Genomic DNA, 21,310 nt, shown 5'->3' with positions numbered 1-21,310 from the left:
CTTTCCTCTGTTAAATATCTTCCGGCCACGGGAAGCAGTCCGCCGTGATCTCCGGCGTGTGGTAATAATTCTGTAAGGCCTTGATAAAGCGCGCCGGACGTTCCGGAATGCCGTTTTCAAGGTAGTCCATCACCTGCGCGTGAACGCGGCGCTGGAACACAATACGGTCTGGTTCGAAGTCACCTTCGAGGTTGTCACAGCTGACGTTAAACGGGTAACCTGCCGCGACGCAAAACAGCCAGTCGAACGCCTGGGGTTTGACTTCCACATCTTCAAACTTGCCCTGCGTTGCGGCGTCGCGCCCGTCCGGGCAGTACCAGTAACCAAAGTCCACCAGCTCGCGGCGCGCTTTTCCTGCAATGCACCAGTGGGAAATTTCATGCAACCCGCTGGCATAAAAGCCGTGCGCGAACACAATCCGGTTATACGGAATCTCAGCATCAGCAGGAAGATAGATCGGTTCGTCGTCGCCTTTAATCAGACGGGTATTAAAATCTTCAGCAAAGCAACCATCGAAAATCTCGATCAGCTGTTCGTAATTATGCGTACTGTTCATTAGTTCATCCCCAACCAGTGGAGGATCTCCTGTCCGTGGCTGTCATAAAGAAGTTTGGCGCTCATCACCGCGGATACAATCACGATCATCGGACGAATGAGCTTCTGCCCTTTGCTTAATACCAGACGCGAGCCTGCGCGCGCGCCTAAAAACTGCCCTACCATCATCACAAAACCGGTCGCCCAAATCACCTTGCCGCCGATAATAAACAGCAGCAGGCCGCCGACGTTAGAGGTGGCGTTTAAGACCTTTGCATGCGCGGTGGATTTTGCCAGGTTAAAGCCCGCGAGCGTAACAAACGCCAGCGCGTAAAAAGAGCCGGCCCCCGGACCGAAGAAACCGTCATAAAACCCTACGCAGCCGCCGGCAATCAGCGCAAACGGCAGGCCATGCAGCCGACGCTGGCGGTCTTCTTCGCCTAATTTTGGCATCAGCAAAAAATAGAGGCCAATGCAGATAACCAGAATCGGCAGGATCTGGCGTAAGATGTCAGACTGAACGTGCTGCACCAGCAGTGCACCTGCGGTTGAGCCAATAAAGGTCATCGCAATATTGAGCTTTTGATCCGCAAGATTGACCACTTTGCGGCGAATAAAATAGAGCGAGGCGGAGAGCGACCCGCCGCAGGCCTGCAGTTTATTGGTCGCCAGCGCCTGCGCCGGACTCATTCCCGCCGCCAGCAGCGCGGGCACCGTTAATAACCCACCGCCGCCCGCCAGGGCATCGATAAAACCGGCCAGCATCGCCACAAAAAAGAGCACCGCCAGGAGCAGCGGTGACACCATAAACAGATCGACGAAGTTATCCATTAAAGTACATGCTCATCCAGTAGCGCCTGGCAGGAAGGCGGCAGCGGAGGCGGTGTCTTCTTCTCAGGCTTAGAGGTTCCAGGCTTGGCTGGTTCGAACCAGCTTTGCAGTTCGTAACCACAGCCATCGCCAGGCGGCGGCAGCGGCTGATCTTCACATTCCAGGCTGTTCGCCGGGCAGCGCAGACGAACGTGCATATGCGCACGATGCTGGAACCACGGGCGCACTTTGCGCAGCCAGTCGCGATCCGTCCCCGCATCCAGGCAGAGCTGCTGCTTGATGGCCGGGTTCACAAAAATTCGCGTCACGTCGTTATCTTCCGCCGCCAGCTTGATCATGCTGGAGACGTCGCGCGTCCAGAGCGAGGGCACCACGCTTTTGCCGTCGCGCGCGACCAGATCCAGCGCCTGTGGCTTCAGCAGCTGCGCCGAACTCCAGCGCGTTTTTGGCAGCTGCAGGAAGATATCAACGTCCAGTCCGGTCTGGTGGCTGGCGTGCCCGCCGTTGAAGCGGCCCCCGGCAGGCATGCCCATATCGCCAATCAGCATCGTCCCCAGCCCCAGGTTATGCACCTGACTTCCCAGACGCTGGATAAACAGCACCAGATCCGGGTGACCAAAATAGCGGCGCTGATCGGTACGCATCACCTGATACGTATCGGATTGCAAGGGCAGTTCCTGCGCCCCCACGATACAGCCGTTGGAGAACGCCCCAATCGACTGCGCGCTTCCCGCCACCGGATGGGTGATTTTTTGCCACGGCGTGGCGGCCAGACTGGCTCCGCTGGCGAGCAGCGCCAGCAGAGCAACAACGGTTTTTTTCATGTTTACCAGCGTGGTAGTGTGGTCGTCACATCCGCATTCTGCGCGCGCTGGCGCAGGAAGTGATCCATCAGCACGATCGCCAGCATCGCTTCGGCGATCGGCACGGCGCGGATCCCCACGCAAGGATCGTGACGTCCTTTGGTGATCATCTCAACTTCTTCGCCAGAGCGGTTAATCGTGTGGCCTGGCACCGTAATGCTCGAGGTTGGCTTCAGCGCAATGTTGGCGACAATCTGCTGGCCGCTGCTGATCCCGCCGAGAATGCCCCCCGCGTGGTTGCTCTGAAAGCCCTGTGCGGTGATTTCGTCGCGATTCTGGCTGCCGCGCAGCTGAACCACATCAAAACCGTCGCCAATTTCCACGCCTTTCACGGCGTTAATGCTCATCAGCGCGTGGGCGATGTCAGCGTCCAGGCGGTCAAATACCGGCTCGCCCCAGCCTGGCGGCACGCCGTCGGCTACGACGGTGACTTTCGCCCCAATGGAGTCGCCCTCTTTTTTCAGGCCGCGCATCAGCTCGTCCAGCGCGTCCAGCTTATCGGCATCGGCGCAGAAGAACGGGTTTTGCTCAACCAGCGCCCAGTCATTGATAGCCAGCGGAATGTCACCCATCTGGCTCAGACAGCCGCGGATCACGATGCCAAATTTCTGCTGCAGGTATTTTTTGGCGATGGCCCCTGCCGCGACGCGCATCGCGGTTTCACGTGCCGAAGAGCGTCCGCCGCCGCGATAGTCGCGAAAGCCGTATTTTTGCTCGTAGGTGTAGTCGGCGTGACCCGGACGGAAGACGTCCTTGATGGCGCCGTAATCCTGGGAGCGCTGATCGGTATTTTCAATCAGCAGGCCAATGCTGGTGCCGGTGGTGCGGCCTTCGAAAACGCCGGAGAGGATTTTGACGCTATCAGGCTCGCGACGCTGCGTGGTGTAGCGCGAGGTTCCCGGACGACGGCGGTCAAGGTCGTGCTGTAAATCGGCTTCGGTCAGCTCAATGCCGGGCGGAACGCCGTCAACAATGCAGCCAAGTGCCAGCCCGTGTGACTCACCAAAGGTCGTCACGCGGAATAATTGTCCAATACTGTTTCCTGCCATCACGGCTCCGATGTCGTTATTTGTGTGTGAGCGTTGTGAAACGGGCCGAAGCCCGCTGGATTAATCTTTGTAAATGCTGAAGTATTCGCGCGCGTCGAGAAGCTGCGCTTTGGTCAGCATAAAGACGCCGTCACCGCCGTTATCGAACTCAAGCCAGGTGAACGGCACATCCGGGTACTGCTCTATCAGATGTACCATGCTGTTGCCCACTTCACAAATCAGAACGCCGTCGTCGGTCAGGTAATCCGGCGCGCAAGCCAGAATGCGACGCGTCAGTTTCAGGCCGTCAGAACCTGAGGCCAGGCCGAGTTCCGGCTCGTGGCGATATTCGTTTGGCAGATCGGACATGTCTTCCGCATCCACGTAAGGCGGATTGGTGACGATCAGATCGTACTGCAGCGTTGGCAGGTCGCGGAACAGGTCAGAGCGGATTGGCGTGACGTGATGGATCAGACCGTGCTCTTCAATGTTGTGCTCGGTCACGGCCAGCGCGTCGGTGGAGATATCGACAGCGTCCACTTCCGCTTCCGGGAAGGCATAGGCGCAGGCGATTGCGATGCAGCCGCTGCCGGTACACATATCCAGAATGTGCTGCGGCTGGTGTTGGATCAGCCCTTCAAAGTGGTTGTTGATCAGCTCGCCAATGGGGGAGCGCGGCACCAGCACGCGCTCATCGACGAAGAACTCGTGACCACAGAACCAGGCTTTATTGGTCAGATAGGCGACCGGAATACGCTCGTTCACGCGGCGGATCACGCGCTCAACGATGCGGTGCTTTTCGCTGGAGGTCAGGCGCGCGGTACGCATATCTTCAGGAATATCCAGCGGCAGGTAGAGAGACGGCAGCACCAGCTGAACCGCCTCATCCCACGGGTTATCGGTGCCGTGACCGTACCAGATATTGGCGGCGCTGAAGCGGCTAACCGACCAGCGCAACATGTCCTGTATGGTATGCAGCTCGTTTACTGCTTCATCGACAAAAATTTTATCCACTCTTTCCTCCAGGGCATGCTCGCATAATTTTCGGCGGCTAGTTTGCCATGAAGACGGCGATAAATCAGCAATGACGCGTACCGCTTGAGGTTAAAAAATGCGTTTAGTCAGGTACACTGTGGGAAATCAGAGATGAGACGGACCAATGAAAAAGAAAACATCGCTCAGCGAAGAGGATCAGACGCTCTTCCGGCAGCTTATGACCGGGACGCGTCAAATCAGACAGGACACCATTGTCCATCGACCTCTGCGCAAAAAAGTCACTGAAGTTCCGGTCAAACGTCTTCTCCAGGAGCAGGCGGATAACAGCCACTATTTTTCAGACGAATTTCAGCCCCTGCTGAACACACAGGGCGCGGTGAAGTACGTGCGTGAAGACGTCAGCCACTTTGAGCTGAAAAAGTTACGTCGCGGGGATTATTCGCCGGAGCTGTTTCTGGATTTACATGGCTTAACGCAGATGCAGGCGAAGCAGGAACTGGGGGCGTTGATCGCCGCCTGCCGCCGGGAACACGTTTTCTGCGCATGCGTGATGCATGGACACGGGAAACATATCCTGAAGCAACAAACGCCGCTTTGGCTGGCTCAACATCCACACGTAATGGCTTTTCACCAGGCACCGAAAGACTATGGCGGAGATGCAGCATTACTGGTGTTGATTGAAGTAGAGGAGTGGCAGCCACCGGAGCTGCCCTGACGGTCAGGCGGGCGTCGCATGCTGCGCCCCGCCTCATCGCACGTCACATCAGATAGCTTTTGCCATCTTCAGATTGCATGGACTCATTTGCCAGTTAAACACCCCTTTGCCCGTTTCGTCGAGAGTGACGTTGGCAATGGCGGAGGTCGTGAACATTGGCGGCGTTTCGCCCGGGCACAACTCAGAGACCAAATAGCCGACCAGCGGCAGGTGGGAGATCACCAGCGCGGACGCGACACCTTCGTTGCACAGCGCCTGAAGGTAGGCACTGACCAGCCCAACATCGCCGCACGGGGTAAGCTCGGGCAACACATCCACCTCAGACGGCAGGTTCATACACTCCCCCACCACCCCCAGCGTCTGTTCTGCGCGCAGGAACGGACTTACCAGAACGCGTTCGATGTCCACTTTTTGACCTTTAAGCCAGGTAGCCATCTGACGAGATTCGTCGCAGCCACAGAGGGTCAAAGGACGTACTGAGTCACTGGCGGCATCGAGTGCCGCGTCGCCGTGACGCATGATAAAAACTTGCATATTGCACCGCTTTTGTTAACCAGGATCACCAGCGTTAACTACCTGCGCTAACATCTTTGAGGTAGAAAACCCGATGGCCGGGCATTGTGCCTGATCCATTCGGTGAATGAAACGCCGTTTTTTACCTCATTGGCGTAAGTATAGTCAATCTCTGTTTACAACTTCGCCAGAACAGGTTCATTCACCACAGGATTTACCCTTCTTTGACCTCAGCTTACGAGGACAGTTTCTCTTGCAGGCCAAAATGTCTGGCCCCGCTCCGCCATCTGCAATAATTCGTCACACGGTGTAAAGCGCGGACCATACTGCGAGGCAAGACGTTGCAGAATTGCAACTACTTCACCCGCACCGAGGGTATCCATGTACCGGAACGGGCCGCCAAGGAAGGGCGGGAAACCTATACCAAATACGGCACCGATGTCGCCATCGCGTGCGCTTTTGACAACCTGCTCACCGAAGCAGCGCGCCGCCTCGTTGAGCATCATCATGACGCAGCGTTCAGCACACTGAGCCGCCGACAGTCTTCCCTGCCCTGTGGTCGTAATGAGCCCATAAACTGAAGGGTCGACCTGTTTCTTGCTTTTACGCCCTTTTGCAGCGTAAAGATAGAAACCGCGTTCATTTTTTCTGCCTTTGCGATCGTCCTTCAAAATTGCAGAAACAATGTTTGCAGGCGGGCTAAACCGATCGCCGTAAGCGGCTTCCAGTACAGGTATAATTTTAGTGCCGGTGTCGATTCCTACCTCATCCAAAAGTTGGATTGGACCAACGGGGAAGCCAAAGTTAACCAGCGCCTCGTCGACATGTTCGATCTTTTCGCCCTCCGTCAGCAGCCGCATCGCTTCATTGATATACGGTGCCAGGATACGGTTGACGTAGAAGCCGGCTTTATCCGCTACCACAATGGGCGTTTTACCCTGCTTTTTCGCCAGCTTCACCACCGTAGCGACCGTTTGCGGGCAGGTGTTGGCGTGCGGGATGACTTCCACCAGCGGCATTTTTTCGACAGGGCTAAAGAAGTGCAGCCCAATCACCTGCTCAGGACGTACGGCGTTGGCCGCAATCTCCCCAATCGGGATGGATGAGGTGTTCGACGCAAAAATGGTGTGCGGCGCACAGTGCGCCTCGACATCCGCAACCATTTGCTGTTTGAGCGCCAGGTCTTCAAACACGGCCTCAATCACCAGATCGCGATGCCTGAAGCCGCTGTAGTCCGTGGTGCCCGTAATCATCGCTAGGGTTTTATCCCGCTCGCTCGCCTTGATATGGCGGCGTTTTACCTTGCGATCAAGGTTCTGCCAGCTGTACTGCAGCGCGTGGTTTATCCCCTTCGCATTGATGTCTTTGATACGTACGGGCAATTTGCCTTTACTGGCGGTAACAAACGCAATGCCGCCCCCCATCAGCCCGCCCCCCAGCACGCCAACCGCCTGCAGCGGCGCGGGTGCCGCATCGCTACCGGGATCTTTTTTTACCTCCGTGCTGGCAAAGAAAATATTGCGCAGCGCCTGAGATTGCGGCGTCATCGCCAGCTCGCCAAAGGCTTTTGCTTCGGCGGCATAACCGCTGCTGGCACCTTGCGATAACCCGGTTTCAATCACTTCCAGGATCCGCTTCGCCGCCGGATAGTTACCTCGTGTTTTTTGCTCGGTTTTCTTGCCTGCCAGTTTGAACAGCACCGCACGCCCCAGCGGCCCGGCCAGAATGCGCTCGCGCACCGGCAGGGGACGTTTTGCCTGTCGTCCTTTTAGCGCGCGTTCAACGGCGGCGTCGAGCAAAATTGCCTGCGGGACCACCTCATCCACCAGGCCGGCTTTCAGCGCCTGGCGGGCACGAAGCTGTTTCCCGGTGAGGATCATCTCCAGCGCGGTGCTTACCCCCACCAGACGCGGCAGGCGCTGCGTTCCGCCGGAGCCGGGTAGCAGCCCAAGTTGCACTTCAGGAAGGCCCAGCACGGTTTTCGCATCGTCGGTACAGATGCGGCTATGACAGGCTAACGCCAGCTCCAGCCCGCCGCCCAGGCACGCGCCGTGGATCGCCGCAATGACGGGGATCGGCAGCGCATGAATTTCTGCCATCACCTGCTGCCCCTGACGCGCCAGCGCTTCGGCTTCCTGAGCGCTTTGCGCGCGGGCAATCATGTTGATATCCGCTCCGGCGATAAAATTATCCGGCTTAGCGGAGATAAAAACCAGGCCGCGCAGGGCTTTGTTCTCGCGAACGTGCTTTAGCATCTCGCGCACCTGCACGCCAAACTCTGCCTTCAGGGTATTCATCTTTTCATCAGGCACATCGATGGTGATGACGGCGACGTTATCGAGGCGTACAACCAGATTAAATGCAGATGTCGTGTCCATTATTCCGCCTCCAGAACCATTGCCGCACCCAGGCCGCCCGCCGCGCAGGCGGTCACCAGACCAAAACCACCGCCACGGCGGCGTAGCTCATGTAACGTTTGCGTGATCATTCGCGCGCCCGTCGCCGCAAACGGATGACCGTAGGCGATGGAGCCGCCGAGAACGTTAAACTTGCTCTGATCCACCTCGCCGGTCGCATGCGTGCGGCCAAGCACATCGCGGGCAAAACGTTCGCTTGCCAGCAACTGGAGATTTGCCAGGGTTTGGGCTGCAAAGGCTTCGTGCATATCGATCAGGGTTAAATCGGAGAGCGACAGCCCGGCGCGTTCCAGCGCCAGCGGCGTTGACCAGGCGGGGCCTAGCAGCATGTCCTGCCAGACATCGATGGCCGTGAACGCGTAGCTGCGTAAATATCCCAACGGGGTGAGTCCCAGCTCTTTGGCGCGGGACTCGGTCATCAGGATCACCGCCGCAGCACCGTCAGTTAGCGGCGTACTGTTGGCGGCCGTGACGGTGCCGTGCTTGCGATCAAACGCCGGGCGTAATTTTGCATAATCCGCCAGCGTCGAGGCTCCACGGATGTTGTTATCTTCCACGAGCGGCTCGCGGTAAGGTGGCGTATAGGCCGCCATGACCTCATCAGCCAGCTTGCCTTCTGCCCAGGCTTTTGCGGCGAGCTGGTGCGAGCGGTGCGCCAGCGCATCCTGTAGCTCACGCGTGATGCCGTAGGTTTTCGCCATCTGTTCGGCGGTGTCGCCCATGCGCAGCCCGGTGGAATACTCCGCTACGGCGGGGGGAACCGGCATGAGATCGCGTAACCGTAAACGCGAGAAAAGTTTGAATTTCTGTCCGGCAGTGCGCGCCTTGTTGGCATCTACCAGGATCCGCGCCAGCTTTTTACTCACGGCAATCGGCAGGACTGAAGATGAATCCGCGCCGCCGGCAATCCCGGCTCGAATGGTGCCCGCCATCAGGCTTTCCGCGACGTTGGCGACCGCCTGGAAGCTGGTCGCACAGGCGCGGCTGACGCTGTAGGCATCGGTGTGCACGTTCATGCCCGTTCCAAGAACGATTTCGCGCGCGATATTGGGCGCTTCCGGCATCTGAACGACCTGGCCGAAAACCAACTGTTCAATCACCTCGGGGGGGATTTCGCTGCGAGCCAGCATTTCACCCACTACCATTTTCCCCAGATCGACTGCCGGTACTCCGTGAAATGCGGTTGCCTGGCGCGCAAACGGCGTGCGTAACCCGCTGACAATGGCGATGCGGTCACCTTGTCGGGTGATAAGCGGTAATGCCTGACTCATAACACTCCCCTGTAAAATTTTTATGCTGACGCGCAAAGTGGTCTGACCTGATAACAGTCTTAACCATTTTTTTACATTGAGCCAATCGGGGAAACGAAAAAGTGCGAGCTAATACACAGAGAAGAAAAAGAAAATGCCCCTGTTGAGCAGAGGCATTGTTGCGGTTTTTGCCCTCTCAGGTAAAAGAAGGCCGCAGACCGGTGGAATTAACGCAGACCCAGCTGGAAAATCAGAGTTTCGGCTTCGCAGGCGAAAACAAAATCGATGTCCAGCTGCACGCCGCCATCCACTTCAGTAAAGGTGGACGTGATTTCGCACGGATCGGATTCAACCTCGCGCGCACGCTGGCTCAGCGCGGCCAGGGTTTCTTCCGCTTCGGCACGGTTGCTGAACACACGGCTGTAAGACGCGGTGCAATCGGTGTTGTCCATAATGGTTCCAACATCCATACAGCAGCAAACCGGGGTTTCATCAGCACTGCATTTACTCATAGCTCAATTTCCTCTGTATTCGCGTAAGACGCGAGATAAACACGTTGAGGATATTTTACGCCCCGGCGCAGCCTCTCTCCAGCCGTTAATGAGGCAAAATGAGATAAGTGACCGATATCACACTAAAAAATGATCTAAAACAAAAATCCCCTTTTCGGACGACGCCCTATGGTCACATTTTTGCCAACCAGATCTCGTTTCTAGAAACATGTTTGAAAATATTAATAAACATACTTGCAACATTCCAGCTGGTCAGACCTATACTCTCGCCACTGGTCTGATTTGTCTGCGGTACCTCAGACCCTACACTTCGCGCTCCTGTTACGGTATGTAACAAATATTGAATAAAAATAACTCAATGAGGTTATGGTCATGAGCCAGAAAACCCTGTTTAAAAAGACTGCGTTAGCAGTTGCAGTGGCAATCGTCTCAACGTCCGCCTGGTCAGCGGGCTTCCAGTTAAACGAATTTTCTTCCTCTGGCCTTGGCCGTGCGTATTCCGGGGAAGGTGCAATTGCCGATGACGCAGGCAATGCCAGCCGCAACCCGGCACTGATCATGATGTTTGATCGCCCAATGTTCTCCGCAGGCGCTATTTTTGTCGATCCGGGTGTGGATATCACCGGGACCTCGCCTACGGGCGCCAGCCTGAACTCTGATAACATCGCGCCTACCGCATGGGTACCTAACCTGCACTTCGTCGCGCCTATCAACGATCAGTTCGGCTGGGGTGCATCCGTCACCTCAAACTACGGTTTAGCGACCGAGTTTAATAACAACTACGCGGCCGGTGCTTACGGTGGTAAAACCGACCTCGAAACGCTCAACCTGAACCTGAGCGGTGCATACCGTCTGAACAACCACTGGAGCTTCGGCGTTGGCTTTGATGCGGTATACGCCAGAGCGAAAATCGAACGTTACGCGGGTGACCTCGGTCAGATCGTGGCAGGCTCAGGCGTTCTGCCGCCCGTCCCTGGCCTTGCACAGCAGGTTGCGGGACTGCCTGCAGATACCCAGATTGCGCACCTGAAGGGTGATGAGTGGGGCTTTGGCTGGAACGCCGGTATCCTGTACGAAATCGACAAGGATAACCGTTACGGCTTTACCTACCGCTCTGAAGTGAAAATTGACTTTGATGGCGACTACAAGAGCAGCCTGCCTTCCGCTTATAACCAGATCCTCGGCAGCTTCGGTCTGCCAATGGGCACCGATGGCCGCACCACGGGCGGTTCTCTGAGCCTGCATTTACCTGAAATGTGGGAACTGTCGGGTTATAACAAAGTGGCACCGCAGTGGGCCGTTCACTATAGCCTGACCTACACCAGCTGGAGCCAGTTCCAGGAACTTAAGGCCACCAACAGCAACGGCGATACCCTCTTCTATAAAGATGAAAGCTTCCGTGACGCGTACCGTATCGCGCTGGGGACCACTTACTATATGGATGACAACTGGACATTCCGTACCGGTATTGCCTTCGATGACAGCCCGGTACCAGCGGATAAGCGCTCTATCTCCATCCCGGATCAGGACCGCTTCTGGCTGAGCGCCGGTGCGACCTATGCCTTTAACAAAGATGCCTCTATCGATGCGGGCGTCTCTTATATGCACGGTCAGAAAGTGTCGTTCCAGGAAGGCCCGTATGAGTTCTCTTCTGAAGGTAAAGCCTGGCTGTACGGCATGAACTTCAACTACGCGTTCTAATCGCGCGCAGATCAAAAAAAGGTGAGCATTGCTCACCTTTTTTATTTATTCCGAGTCGATATCTTTTAGCTCGTTCTCGATGGCTTTCGCGTTTGGATTGTCTTCCGGCTTCAGCTTGCCGCCATTGGCAATAAAGTCGTGATTCTGGAAGTAGGCCTCACGCACCATGATGTACGGGTCTGAGGACTGACGGAGCAATCCGTCTGAATCCAGCAGCTGCGCACGCGTTTCGACGCCTTCAATCGTCCATTTACCAATCGACAGCGGCCAGGTCAGCCACGACAGCACCGGATAAAGCGTATCCACCATATCGCCGCCATCATCACGCACGGTAAAGCTGCCATAGAATGGCAGATGGACATACGGGCCGTACCCTACGCCATAGTGACCCAGCGTGCTACCGAAGCGGTGCGGCTGTTCACGCTGCAGCTTCTGGTTAGCCATGCCTGCCACATCAATGAAGCCGCCCATCCCCAGCAGGGTGTTCAGGAAGAAACGGGTGAAATGCACCATCCCCTGATACGGATCCCCTTGCAGGAAGTAGTTCGCCATCACCGCGGGTTCTTCCAGGTTGCTGGTGAAGTTACTGAGCCCGTTACGCGCAGGTTGGGGAACATAATCGCGCCATGCTACCGCTACAGGGCGAACCACGTACGGGTCCAGCACGTTGTAGTTGAAGTTATACATTGAGCGGTTAAATCCTTCGAAAGGATCGGAGCGTCCCGTTTGCTCGCCAGAGCTGGCGCAGCCCACAAGCATCGTTGCGCCCAGCGCAAGCGCCGACAGCCGAAGTTTCATAAATTTCTCCCTGTTCAATATGGCTATCGTTGATTGCCATCCGTAACGGAGCAGGTGGCGCTCCGCATGAAAACGTGCAAATGATTGTAACAGCACGTTTCCCGATGTCTACGAGCACACGTACGGGCAGGCGTTAGCGTGACTCTGATCTCAGCATAGCCTGTCTTTCACAATTCGTTTCGCTGGCAATTTTATCCTGTCTTTACAGGAGGAGTATCACCTTTGTTGTCATTTCCGGCAATTTAAGAGCATCCCCACGGGGTTTTTGTTAAATGCCGCTACGCTTAAAAGAAAAGGTTTTCCTCAAGGAGCGGTTATGAAAGACATTGGTGAAGAAAAAATAGGCGAAAGTCATGAGGAGCATGAGATTGAAAGTGAGGAAAAAGATCGCGGTGAGGAAATAGAGATTGACGAGGACCGCCTTCCCTCGCGCGCGATGGCGATCCACGAGCATATTCGTCAGGACGGCGAAAAAGAGATGGAGCGCGACGCCATGGCGCTGCTCTGGTCAGCCATCGCAGCCGGTCTGTCGATGGGGGCTTCTCTGCTGGCTAAAGGGATTTTCCACGTTCAGCTCGAGGGCGTGCCCGGCGGATTTTTAGTCGAAAACCTCGGTTATACCTTCGGTTTTGTCATCGTGATTATGGCGCGTCAGCAGCTGTTTACCGAGAACACCGTCACCGCCGTTTTACCGGTGATGCAAAACCCTACCCTGAGTAATTTCGGTTTACTGATGCGCCTGTGGAGCGTGGTGTTGCTGGGTAATATCATCGGCACCGGCATCGCCGCCTGGGCATTCGAATATATGCCTATTTTCGATGAACCCACGCGCGACGCCTTCGTCGAAATCGGCATGGACGTTATGAAAAACACGCCGTTAGAGATGTTCTCGAATGCCATCATTTCCGGGTGGATCGTGGCGACCATGGTCTGGATGTTCCCATCGGCAGGCAGCGCTAAAATTGTGGTAATCATTCTGATGACATGGCTTATCGCGCTGGCGGACACCACGCATATCGTGGTCGGTACTGTGGAAATCCTTTATCTGGTGTTCAATGGCACCCTGCACTGGACCGAGTTCTTCTGGCCGTTTGCGCTCCCTACCCTTGCCGGAAACATCTGTGGCGGCACCTTTATCTTTGCCCTGCTAAGCCATGCGCAGATCCGTAACGACATGTCCAACAAACGCAAAGCTGAGCGCAAGGCGCAGGAAAATAAGGACAAATCGGCAAAAAAACCGGCCTGAGTGGCGACTCTTTAAGCAGTCAGGCGGCAATGCGCTTAACGCAAAGTGTAAATAACGTTATACTCGTGCCGCCTCGTCCCCTTAGTTAAATGGATATAACGAGCCCCTCCTAAGGGCTAGTTGCAGGTTCGATTCCTGCAGGGGACACTTTGCCCATTTTCAACCCACCCCAACAAAAACCACGCATCCCGCTTACTGCAAGGCTTTGAGCCATAATTCATTTCCAACAACCTCCAACGGATAGCACCCATAAACACAACCTAAAGTGTCCCTTTAAAGTACCCTCTCGCCGTTAGAACTTCCGGAGGGATACATGCCCCTAAGCGTCCCATAGGCGAGATTGAGCTGCTGGAACTGTTCGGGTTGCAACGCAAGATAGCGGATCACGGCGCCAACGAACTCGCCACTAAAGTACGCCGCCGCTGCGGAGAGGTTTACGCATACGCTAACGTCACTGGTCGAGCCAAATATAACCCTGCACGTGACCTCGCCGCGGCTAAGCAACGTTTCCAGCGCGGACACTATGCCTCTCGTGATGCATCGGAGCTGCCTGCATTCCTGACAGCGCTGGAGACGACCTCCGGAAATATCATGGTTAACTTCGCCGTCCGTCTGCTGATGTTCACAAGGCTTCGCCCCGGCGAACTGCGTAAAGGCAAATGCCGGGAGATAGATTTCGATAACGCCTTATGGGAGATTCCCGCCGAACGCATGAAAGCACGTCGCCCTCACCTTGTGCCCCTATCAAGCCAGGCTATCGATTTGCTTCGTTCCGTTCACGATTTAGCAAGGCGCAAAACTAAGGCTGAAGCTGAGGCTAGCTCTCACTATGATTCACGGGTTGCAGCCCACCTGAGCAAATTCGACGATCCCGAAGAAGCATGGCGCCATTCGATGGATGATGATTTTTAATGCCGCTTGCCCGGGGTTTTAAATCTCACGCGAATCATCCAGTAAAGAGCATGAATGCCCCCTCTGCGGTAAGCGTAAATTCCCGGTTAGTATTACCGGCGCTAATGCTGGGAGGTATATCTGCACCTGCGGCGTCAAAGGCTGCGGATTTCTCAACCTCATCGCCCGTAAAGAGCTGGGCACATCATCTGATGAGCGCGTTTCCGGCTGGTGTGGGGAGACAAACAGCATGTAGTAATACAGCACAGTAACCTGCAGGAGGGGAGACGCTGGATGCGGTGCGCCGCCAGCTAAAGCAAAGAGGATAAGTTAGGATTGGATCGCCAGGGTGCGCAAAATAGCTGACAGTTGCTCTACTGTTTTTTCACCGGTTGCGGCCTGAACGGTTAATTCTTCCAGTTCTGTTCCTTCGTCTAAGACCAGCACACCGTTGCGGCGCAAAAACGCCATTGTGACAAAGAACGATGTACGCTTGTTCCCGTCGTTAAAAATGTGTCCACGAGCAATGGCAACCCAATACGTTGCAGCCAGTTCGAAAATGTTATTTACGCCTTCGTAATGGGCGCGGTTCTGGACACGGTAGATAATGGCGTCGGCTTTGCCGGCATCAGGCATACCGGCTACGCCGGGAAGATAACGCAATATACGGTCATGAAATGCAATAACCTCCTGGGCGCTAATCCATTTCATCGGTCAGTTAGCGCCTTGATGGTTCTGCCATGCCGTTGCATGATGAAATCAAACTCATCATCCAGCTTCGCTGCCTGATATGCCTCAAACTCAGCCTTGCTGATAACGACAGCCGCCGAACCATCCCGCCGTGTAATCTCTACCGGCTCTCCGCTGGTAGCACTTTCTAAAACCGCTGAGATATTGGCTCTGGCCTGCGTTGATGTATAGGTAATCATATTGCCCCCTGATATGTACATCTCAAATGTACATGTGGAATGTGTAGAAATCAACCAACTCAACTTTCTCAAAAACGCACGGTTTTGAGACAATGAAATCCCCCTCGAAAGGGTGACTCAAAAAATAGCCTTATGAGTTTTAAGACAACTTGATATTTACGCGCCACATTTCGGCATCGCACAACAAAGTTTGTGGTTTGGGATTGATGATGAGGTCGATGATTTCATACTGTCACTTGCTGCAGGTTTTTATTACGTAAAATTCCCTCATGTTAGCCCTCGCAAAGCTCTAACAAGTTAATATCTTTTTAGGCTGGCTAGTTCTGGGCGTTATGTATTCCTGCAGGGGACACTTCCGATTCGCCTCCGATCATCACCGCCTGGTACACAGGAATGCGTCGCGTTGTGCCGGTGAGCGTATCGAAAACGTCCCTTTCTGATGTGACTATCCTCATCCCTGCTTTCCTTAGTCTCTGAATGTCAGCGGCAATCCGCTGAATGCCGAACCAGAAAAGCCCGTCCAGAGCGGTGACTTCAAGCCCGCTCTCCAGCGCCAGCTTAAGCCGTTCACGCGGCAGTTTGACCTGCTGAGCAATATGCCGGTAGGCCGCCTCCGTGCTGCCCGTTGCGTCGATTCGTCGGATGCGGGTGGTCAGGTGATACTGAAATTCATCGGGTATGGTGGCGAGATCGCTTTTGATGCTCCAGACACAGCCGAATCGTTTGCCGTTGAAAGTGACGTTCTTCTGATTCACCTGCAGTTCATTTCGCACGGCGGCAATCAGCTGCGGCGTGCGGATAAGCAGCAGGCGAAAAGGAAGCTCAAAGCTGGTGACATAATCGACATTCAGGAGGGCAAAACGTAATCGCTCTTCTGCGCCCAGCCTGTTCGCCTGACACTCGTTAAGGACATCTGACCATTGTTGTTTCAGGCGAGGCGGTTCATTCGCTTCTGAAAAGCTGTATTTTTCGATTTGATAGTCGATGCGCACGCTCACCTTTCGCCCCTGCTGGTCAAATTTTTTGCGGATAATCCTGACTTTATCAGCACCCGTTAGCGATCGGAAGATGCGTCAGAAAGTTAAAAATCAGATTCTGTAATAGAAAATAACGCGCTAAAATGGTTTCCGTTTGTGATTAAAAGCCAGCGAAATCAATCGGCTCACGAAGCGCCGCTTTTTTAATCAAAAACGTTTCATAGCACATAGCGTATAACGGTGCTACATTATGCCGCCCACCCAACGTCAGCACTGGCCAGGCAACGCCGTAAAGTTCGGTAAAGCCTGCAACCCTGCCCAAGTTCTACGGTCTAATTGGCACGTGGTATCGCGAATTGGCGCTACTTTCACAGGCTTTACATAGGTTCCACTATTTTGTCTCAATCCAATTTCAAACGCGCGTTTTTGCACCCGCGTTACTGGTTTACATGGTTTGGCCTTGGCGTTCTTTGGCTGCTGGTTCAGCTCCCTTATCCCGTCATTCGTTTCCTGGGCTCAAAACTCGGAAGCGCATCGCGCCATTTTCTTAAACGCCGTGAATCTATTGCCCGTAAAAACCTCGAGCTTTGCTTTCCGCAATACAATGCGCAAGAGCATGAAAAGCTGATTGCTGAAAACTTCAAATCCATCGGCATGGCATTGCTTGAAACCGGCATGGCCTGGTTCTGGCCTGATGAACGCGTCCGTAAATGGTTTGACGTTGAGGGTCTTGAAAACCTGAAACGCGCGCAGTTGCAAAACCGTGGCGTTATGGTCGTTGGCGTTCATTTTATGTCGCTGGAGCTGGGTGGTCGCGTCATGGGTCTTTGTCAGCCGATGATGGCAACCTATCGTCCGCACAACAGCGCCCTGATGGAATGGGTGCAGACGCGGGGGCGTATGCGTTCCAATAAGGCGATGATCAGCCGCAACAACCTGCGTGGCATGGTCAGCGCGCTGAAAAAAGGCGAAGCCGTCTGGTTCGCGCCCGATCAGGATTACGGGCGTAAAGGCAGTAGCTTTGCACCTTTCTTCGCGGTTAAAGACGTCGCGACGACCAACGGCACCTTTGTGATTTCACGCCTCTCCAGCGCCGCCATGTTGACGGTAACGATGGTGAGAAAAGCGGATAAGTCAGGCTATCGCCTGCATATCTCTCCGGAAATGGCGAACTACCCTGAAAACGAGTGCGAAGCCGCTGCGTTCATCAACAAAATCATCGAGACAGAGATCATGCGTGCGCCTGAGCAATACCTGTGGATGCACCGTCGTTTCAAAACGCGCCCGCTCGGTGAAAGCTCACTCTATATCTAAGTCCGGTTAACAGGTTAGTTTTGTATAGAAATTAACCTGTTAATTCCCTGTAATGACGATGCGTTATCGGTTTAGTGTGCGTCGCTCAATACGAATTTATTTCTCACCGAAATCATACTGTCGCCGTTCCACGACACTTGTAAGTCACGGAAAGTATTTAAAAAAATCTCACTTGTCACCCCTCATATTTAGGCGTACATTAGCGCCGTCTGTTGATGGGAATGTACAGAATTCTGAGCGGAAGTCGGCGGCGTAGCGGGATAATTCTTATTTCCGTTTAAGTGCGATTTCCACTCTCTATACTCAAGTGGACTCTGTTTGTTAATGCGTACCAAAAGATACGCGGAGCGATGAAACGTGAAATATTTCTTTATGGGCATTTCGGTGATTGTATTGGTTTGGGCCGGAACCTTTGCCCTGATGATCTAGTCGAGCACATGCATAAAAAAAGGCGCCCAGGGCGCCTTTTTTACTTTTCAGCCTGGTTACTCGGCTGTGTTTCTCGACACGAGTAGCCCGTCCGCCCGGAACATACTCTTGATGCCCCTCACCGCCTGGCGAATACGGTCGCTGTTTTCAATCAGGGCAAAGCGCACATGGGTATCGCCGTAATCACCGAAGCCAATCCCCGGTGAGACGCAGACCTTTGCATCCTGCAGAAGCTTCTTAGCAAACTCCAGCGAGCCCATCGCCGCGTAAGGTTCAGGGATTTTAGCCCAGACGTACATTGAGGCTTTAGGCATCTCGACCATCCAGCCCGCCTCGTGCAACCCTTTGACCAGCACGTCGCGACGGCGCTTATACTGCGCAGCAATATCCTGGACACACTGCTGATCGCCTTCCAGCGCCGCAATCGCGGCTACCTGCAACGGTGTGAACGTGCCGTAGTCGTGATAGCTCTTAATCCGCGCCAGCGCACTCACCAGCGTTTTATTGCCCACCATAAAGCCAATGCGCCAGCCGGCCATGTTGTAGCTTTTCGACAGCGTAAAGAACTCCACCGCGACATCACGCGCGCCTGGCACCTGCATAATGGAAGGCGCTTTCCAGCCGTCATAGACGATATCGGCATAGGCTAAGTCGTGAACCACCAGCACATCGTAACGTTTTGCCAGGGCGACCACTTTCTCGAAGAACTCCAGCTCAACGCACTGCGCCGTCGGGTTAGACGGGAAGCCCAGGATCATCATCTTCGGTTTCGGGTAGCTTTCCCGAATGGCGCGTTCCAGCTCGTTAAAGAAATCCACCCCTTCCACCAGCGGCACAGAGCGCACCTGCGCGCCCGCAATAACGGCACCATAGATATGAATGGGGTAGCTGGGATTCGGCACCAGGACGGTGTCGCCGTGATCCAGCGTGGCCAGCATCAAATGCGCCAGCCCCTCTTTTGAACCAATGGTGACAATCGCTTCGCTCTCAGGGTCGATCTCGACGCTGTAGCGTTCCTGATACCAGCGCGAGATCGCGCGGCGCAGTCGGGGAATACCACGCGAAGTCGAGTAGCCATGCGTGTCGGGACGCTGGGCGACCGTACAGAGTTTCTCGACGATGTGCGCAGGCGTTGGGCCATCAGGGTTACCCATGCTGAAATCGATAATGTCTTCGCCGCGCCGACGCGCAGCCATTTTCAGTTCAGCAGTGATATTAAAGACATAAGGGGGAAGACGATCGATACGCGTAAAACGGCGTTCAGGACTGGAGTCAGCCATATATTCCTCAGATTAACGTGAGCGCCCGGACCGTCCGAGCGACGCTGCCACCGATGTGGCGAGCTTAGAAAATAACCTGAATAAAAAGCGGCTGTCGAGAGGGAAAATAAAAAATACGTTATGGTTTAAAACCGGAAGTAGGGATTTGCGAAAAGCGGAAGCCAGACTGCGGAAAACATTGTGTGATATCTTTCGGTTAACACCATGATATCAATAAATTTACGTTATACCTGTCACCACCTGAGAGCGCAGGATTTTTCAGGCACCTGACAACAATCCCCTTTGTAAATTATGGTTTTTCCTCATTTGATAAACCGGACGGATAGCTGGTCATTGAGTCGCAGGTTTTTTATCATAGCGCTTTCCCCTTTCCGTGGTTAACCCGTGCACGAAATATTCAACATGCTCCTGGCGGTTTTTGACCGCGCGGCATTAATGCTGATCTGCCTGTTCTTTCTCATTCGCATTCGCCTGTTTCGCGAGCTTTTGCACAAGTCTGCACACTCGCCTAAGGAGCTGCTGGGCGTTACGGCTATTTTCTCGATGTTCGCCCTGTTCAGCACCTGGTCCGGCGTCCCGGTAGAGGGATCATTGGTCAACGTGCGAATCATCGCCGTGATGTCGGGCGGGATCCTGTTCGGCCCATGGGTAGGCGTGATTACCGGCATCATTGCAGGCACGCACCGCTACCTGATTGATATCGGTGGCGTGACGGCCGTTCCCTGCTTTATTACCAGCATTATTGCCGGGATATTGTCAGGCCTGATTAACCGACGCGTGCCGAAAAAACAGCACTGGCGCGTTGGGATCATCGCGGGCATGGTGTGCGAAACCCTGACGATGATCCTGGTTGTCGCCTGGGCACCGACCGTGGCGCTGGGTCTTGATATTGTGTCAAAAATCGGTATTCCGATGATCCTCGGTAGCGTCTGCATCGGCTTTATCGTGCTGCTGGTACAAAGTGTCGAAGGGGAAAAAGAGGCGCTCGCGGCCCGTCAGGCCAAGCTTGCGCTGGATATTGCCAATAAAACGCTGCCGCTGTTCCGCCACGTTAACGCCGAATCGTTACGCCAGGTATGCGATATCATTCGGCGTGATATACACGCCGATGCCGTCGCCATCACCAACATCGACCGCGTGCTGGCCTACGTTGGCGTGGGTGAAGATAACTATCGTGACAATGACGACACCATTAGCCCGACCACGAGAAAAGCGATCAACTACGGGAAAATCATTATTAAAAACAATGATGAGGCCCATAGGACGCCCGAAATTCACTCCATGCTGGTGATCCCGCTTTGGGAAAAAGGGGTGGTCACCGGTACGCTGAAAATTTATTACTGTCACGCCCACCAGATAACCTCCTACCTTCAGGAGATGGCTATCGGGCTGTCGCAGATTATCTCCACGCAGCTCGAAGTTTCCCGCGCGGAGCAGCTTCGCGAGATGGCAAATAAGGCAGAGCTTCGCGCGCTGCAAAGTAAAATAAATCCCCATTTCCTGTTTAACGCCCTGAATGCCATCTCCTCTTCCATTCGGCTTAATCCGGACACCGCGCGTCAGCTGATCTTTAATCTGTCGCGCTATCTTCGCTACAACATTGAGCTGAAAGACGACGAGCAGATCGACATCAAAAAAGAGCTGTATCAGATTAAAGACTATATCGCGATCGAGCAGGCGCGCTTTGGTGACAAACTCACGGTCATTTACGATATTGATGAAGAGGTGAACTGCGTGATCCCGAGCCTGCTGATCCAGCCGCTGGTCGAAAACGCGATCGTTCACGGTATTCAGCCCTGTAAAGGCAAAGGGGTAGTGACCATCAGCGTGACGGAAAGCGGCAATCGGGTACGCATTGCGGTGCGTGATACCGGCCACGGCATTGATGCGCAGGTGATTGAGCGCGTGGAGTCCAATGAAATGCCGGGGAACAAAATCGGGTTACTGAACGTGCATCACCGCGTCAAGCTGCTGTATGGCGATGGCTTGCATATCCGCCGCCTGGAGCCAGGCACTGAAATCGCCTTTTACGTCCCGAATGAACGCTCGGCCGTTCATGCGCCCTCTTCACTGCTGCCATAGGCCG

Annotated in this window: 21 protein-coding genes and 1 tRNA gene; 8 read left to right on the top strand and 14 right to left on the bottom strand. The window is 54.5% G+C overall.

Annotation, left to right across the window (positions count from 1 at the left end; translation table 11 throughout):
* Nucleotides 1-10: 10 nt before the first annotated feature.
* Genes I6L58_RS19680 through prmB form a run of 5 tightly spaced genes read right to left on the bottom strand, consistent with a single transcriptional unit; the run spans nucleotide 11 to nucleotide 4,270 of the window.
* Nucleotides 11-556, bottom strand: coding sequence for an elongation factor P hydroxylase (locus tag I6L58_RS19680; RefSeq protein WP_088207989.1), 546 nt, complete (start codon nucleotides 554-556; stop codon nucleotides 11-13).
* Entirely contained in the window at nucleotides 556-1,365 is an 810-nt protein-coding gene (locus I6L58_RS19675; protein WP_006176562.1) for a sulfite exporter TauE/SafE family protein, read from the bottom strand. The genes I6L58_RS19680 and I6L58_RS19675 overlap by 1 nt, the downstream gene beginning before the upstream one ends.
* Nucleotides 1,365-2,189, bottom strand: coding sequence for a penicillin-insensitive murein endopeptidase (gene mepA / locus I6L58_RS19670; protein ID WP_088207988.1), 825 nt, complete (start codon nucleotides 2,187-2,189; stop codon nucleotides 1,365-1,367). Before mepA ends, I6L58_RS19675 begins: the two co-directional genes overlap by 1 nt.
* A gap of 2 nt (nucleotides 2,190-2,191) precedes the next feature.
* The gene (gene aroC / locus I6L58_RS19665) at nucleotides 2,192-3,277 is read right to left on the bottom strand and encodes a chorismate synthase (protein WP_006176564.1); all 1,086 of its coding nucleotides are present in this window, start codon (nucleotides 3,275-3,277) and stop codon (nucleotides 2,192-2,194) included.
* Between the two features lie 60 nt (nucleotides 3,278-3,337).
* Nucleotides 3,338-4,270 (bottom strand): 50S ribosomal protein L3 N(5)-glutamine methyltransferase, encoded by a 933-nt coding sequence (prmB, locus tag I6L58_RS19660; RefSeq protein WP_006176565.1) that lies wholly within the window; start codon nucleotides 4,268-4,270, stop codon nucleotides 3,338-3,340.
* Between the two features lie 145 nt (nucleotides 4,271-4,415).
* Between prmB and smrB the strand changes: the two genes are divergently transcribed.
* Nucleotides 4,416-4,967, top strand: a complete 552-nt coding sequence (gene smrB / locus I6L58_RS19655) for an endonuclease SmrB (RefSeq protein WP_088207987.1) — start codon at nucleotides 4,416-4,418, stop codon at nucleotides 4,965-4,967.
* Nucleotides 4,968-5,015: 48 nt separating this feature from the next.
* Here smrB and sixA read toward each other — a convergent pair whose 3' ends face one another.
* From sixA to I6L58_RS19635, 4 genes are all read right to left on the bottom strand, one after another.
* Complete coding sequence (sixA, locus tag I6L58_RS19650; protein WP_006176567.1) at nucleotides 5,016-5,501, bottom strand: phosphohistidine phosphatase SixA; 486 nt, start codon at nucleotides 5,499-5,501, stop codon at nucleotides 5,016-5,018.
* Nucleotides 5,502-5,710: 209 nt separating this feature from the next.
* Entirely contained in the window at nucleotides 5,711-7,858 is a 2,148-nt protein-coding gene (fadJ, locus tag I6L58_RS19645; protein ID WP_088207986.1) for a fatty acid oxidation complex subunit alpha FadJ, read from the bottom strand.
* Nucleotides 7,858-9,168 (bottom strand): acetyl-CoA C-acyltransferase FadI, encoded by a 1,311-nt coding sequence (gene fadI, locus I6L58_RS19640; protein ID WP_088207985.1) that lies wholly within the window; start codon nucleotides 9,166-9,168, stop codon nucleotides 7,858-7,860. Before fadI ends, fadJ begins: the two co-directional genes overlap by 1 nt.
* A 206-nt stretch (nucleotides 9,169-9,374) precedes the next feature.
* The gene (locus tag I6L58_RS19635) at nucleotides 9,375-9,659 is read right to left on the bottom strand and encodes a YfcZ/YiiS family protein (RefSeq protein ID WP_042320346.1); all 285 of its coding nucleotides are present in this window, start codon (nucleotides 9,657-9,659) and stop codon (nucleotides 9,375-9,377) included.
* A 372-nt stretch (nucleotides 9,660-10,031) separates the two neighbouring features.
* On the opposite strand from I6L58_RS19635, the gene fadL reads away from it, so the two are divergent.
* Nucleotides 10,032-11,360, top strand: coding sequence for a long-chain fatty acid transporter FadL (fadL, locus tag I6L58_RS19630; RefSeq protein WP_058610259.1), 1,329 nt, complete (start codon nucleotides 10,032-10,034; stop codon nucleotides 11,358-11,360).
* Between the two features lie 45 nt (nucleotides 11,361-11,405).
* Here the strand turns inward: fadL and mlaA are convergent, their stop codons facing one another.
* Nucleotides 11,406-12,158, bottom strand: coding sequence for a phospholipid-binding lipoprotein MlaA (gene mlaA, locus I6L58_RS19625; RefSeq protein WP_006176573.1), 753 nt, complete (start codon nucleotides 12,156-12,158; stop codon nucleotides 11,406-11,408).
* 316 nt (nucleotides 12,159-12,474) lie between these two features.
* Between mlaA and I6L58_RS19620 the strand changes: the two genes are divergently transcribed.
* From I6L58_RS19620 to I6L58_RS19610, 3 genes are all read left to right on the top strand, one after another.
* Entirely contained in the window at nucleotides 12,475-13,404 is a 930-nt protein-coding gene (locus I6L58_RS19620; protein ID WP_088207984.1) for a formate/nitrite transporter family protein, read from the top strand.
* Between the two features lie 75 nt (nucleotides 13,405-13,479).
* A tRNA-Arg gene (locus I6L58_RS19615) sits at nucleotides 13,480-13,551 on the top strand.
* Nucleotides 13,552-13,767: 216 nt separating this feature from the next.
* Complete coding sequence (locus tag I6L58_RS19610; RefSeq protein ID WP_254082132.1) at nucleotides 13,768-14,316, top strand: tyrosine-type recombinase/integrase; 549 nt, start codon at nucleotides 13,768-13,770, stop codon at nucleotides 14,314-14,316.
* Nucleotides 14,317-14,625: 309 nt separating this feature from the next.
* On the opposite strand, the gene I6L58_RS19605 is transcribed toward I6L58_RS19610, so the two are convergent.
* From I6L58_RS19605 to I6L58_RS19595, 3 genes are all read right to left on the bottom strand, one after another.
* Complete coding sequence (locus I6L58_RS19605; protein ID WP_088207983.1) at nucleotides 14,626-15,006, bottom strand: type II toxin-antitoxin system death-on-curing family toxin; 381 nt, start codon at nucleotides 15,004-15,006, stop codon at nucleotides 14,626-14,628.
* Complete coding sequence (locus tag I6L58_RS19600) at nucleotides 15,003-15,224, bottom strand: type II toxin-antitoxin system Phd/YefM family antitoxin (protein ID WP_088207982.1); 222 nt, start codon at nucleotides 15,222-15,224, stop codon at nucleotides 15,003-15,005. The genes I6L58_RS19605 and I6L58_RS19600 overlap by 4 nt, the downstream gene beginning before the upstream one ends.
* A gap of 317 nt (nucleotides 15,225-15,541) precedes the next feature.
* Nucleotides 15,542-16,222 (bottom strand): ECs1377 family protein, encoded by a 681-nt coding sequence (locus I6L58_RS19595; protein WP_088207981.1) that lies wholly within the window; start codon nucleotides 16,220-16,222, stop codon nucleotides 15,542-15,544.
* A 375-nt stretch (nucleotides 16,223-16,597) separates the two neighbouring features.
* On the opposite strand from I6L58_RS19595, the gene lpxP reads away from it, so the two are divergent.
* The gene (gene lpxP / locus I6L58_RS19590; protein WP_042320354.1) at nucleotides 16,598-17,515 is read left to right on the top strand and encodes a kdo(2)-lipid IV(A) palmitoleoyltransferase; all 918 of its coding nucleotides are present in this window, start codon (nucleotides 16,598-16,600) and stop codon (nucleotides 17,513-17,515) included.
* A gap of 357 nt (nucleotides 17,516-17,872) precedes the next feature.
* The gene (ypdK, locus tag I6L58_RS19585) at nucleotides 17,873-17,944 is read left to right on the top strand and encodes a membrane protein YpdK (protein WP_099458937.1); all 72 of its coding nucleotides are present in this window, start codon (nucleotides 17,873-17,875) and stop codon (nucleotides 17,942-17,944) included.
* A gap of 56 nt (nucleotides 17,945-18,000) precedes the next feature.
* Here the strand turns inward: ypdK and alaC are convergent, their stop codons facing one another.
* A complete protein-coding gene (gene alaC / locus I6L58_RS19580; RefSeq protein WP_006176577.1) occupies nucleotides 18,001-19,224 on the bottom strand; it encodes an alanine transaminase in 1,224 nt (407 codons plus the stop codon).
* 384 nt (nucleotides 19,225-19,608) lie between these two features.
* Between alaC and I6L58_RS19575 the strand changes: the two genes are divergently transcribed.
* Complete coding sequence (locus I6L58_RS19575; protein WP_042320358.1) at nucleotides 19,609-21,306, top strand: sensor histidine kinase; 1,698 nt, start codon at nucleotides 19,609-19,611, stop codon at nucleotides 21,304-21,306.
* Nucleotides 21,307-21,310 lie beyond the last annotated feature (4 nt).

Source organism: Enterobacter cancerogenus (genome assembly GCF_019047785.1).
Lineage (GTDB): Bacteria > Pseudomonadota > Gammaproteobacteria > Enterobacterales > Enterobacteriaceae > Enterobacter > Enterobacter cancerogenus.
The sequence above is the reverse complement of the archived record's forward strand: the minus strand, read 5'-3'. Positions and strand labels throughout refer to the sequence as shown.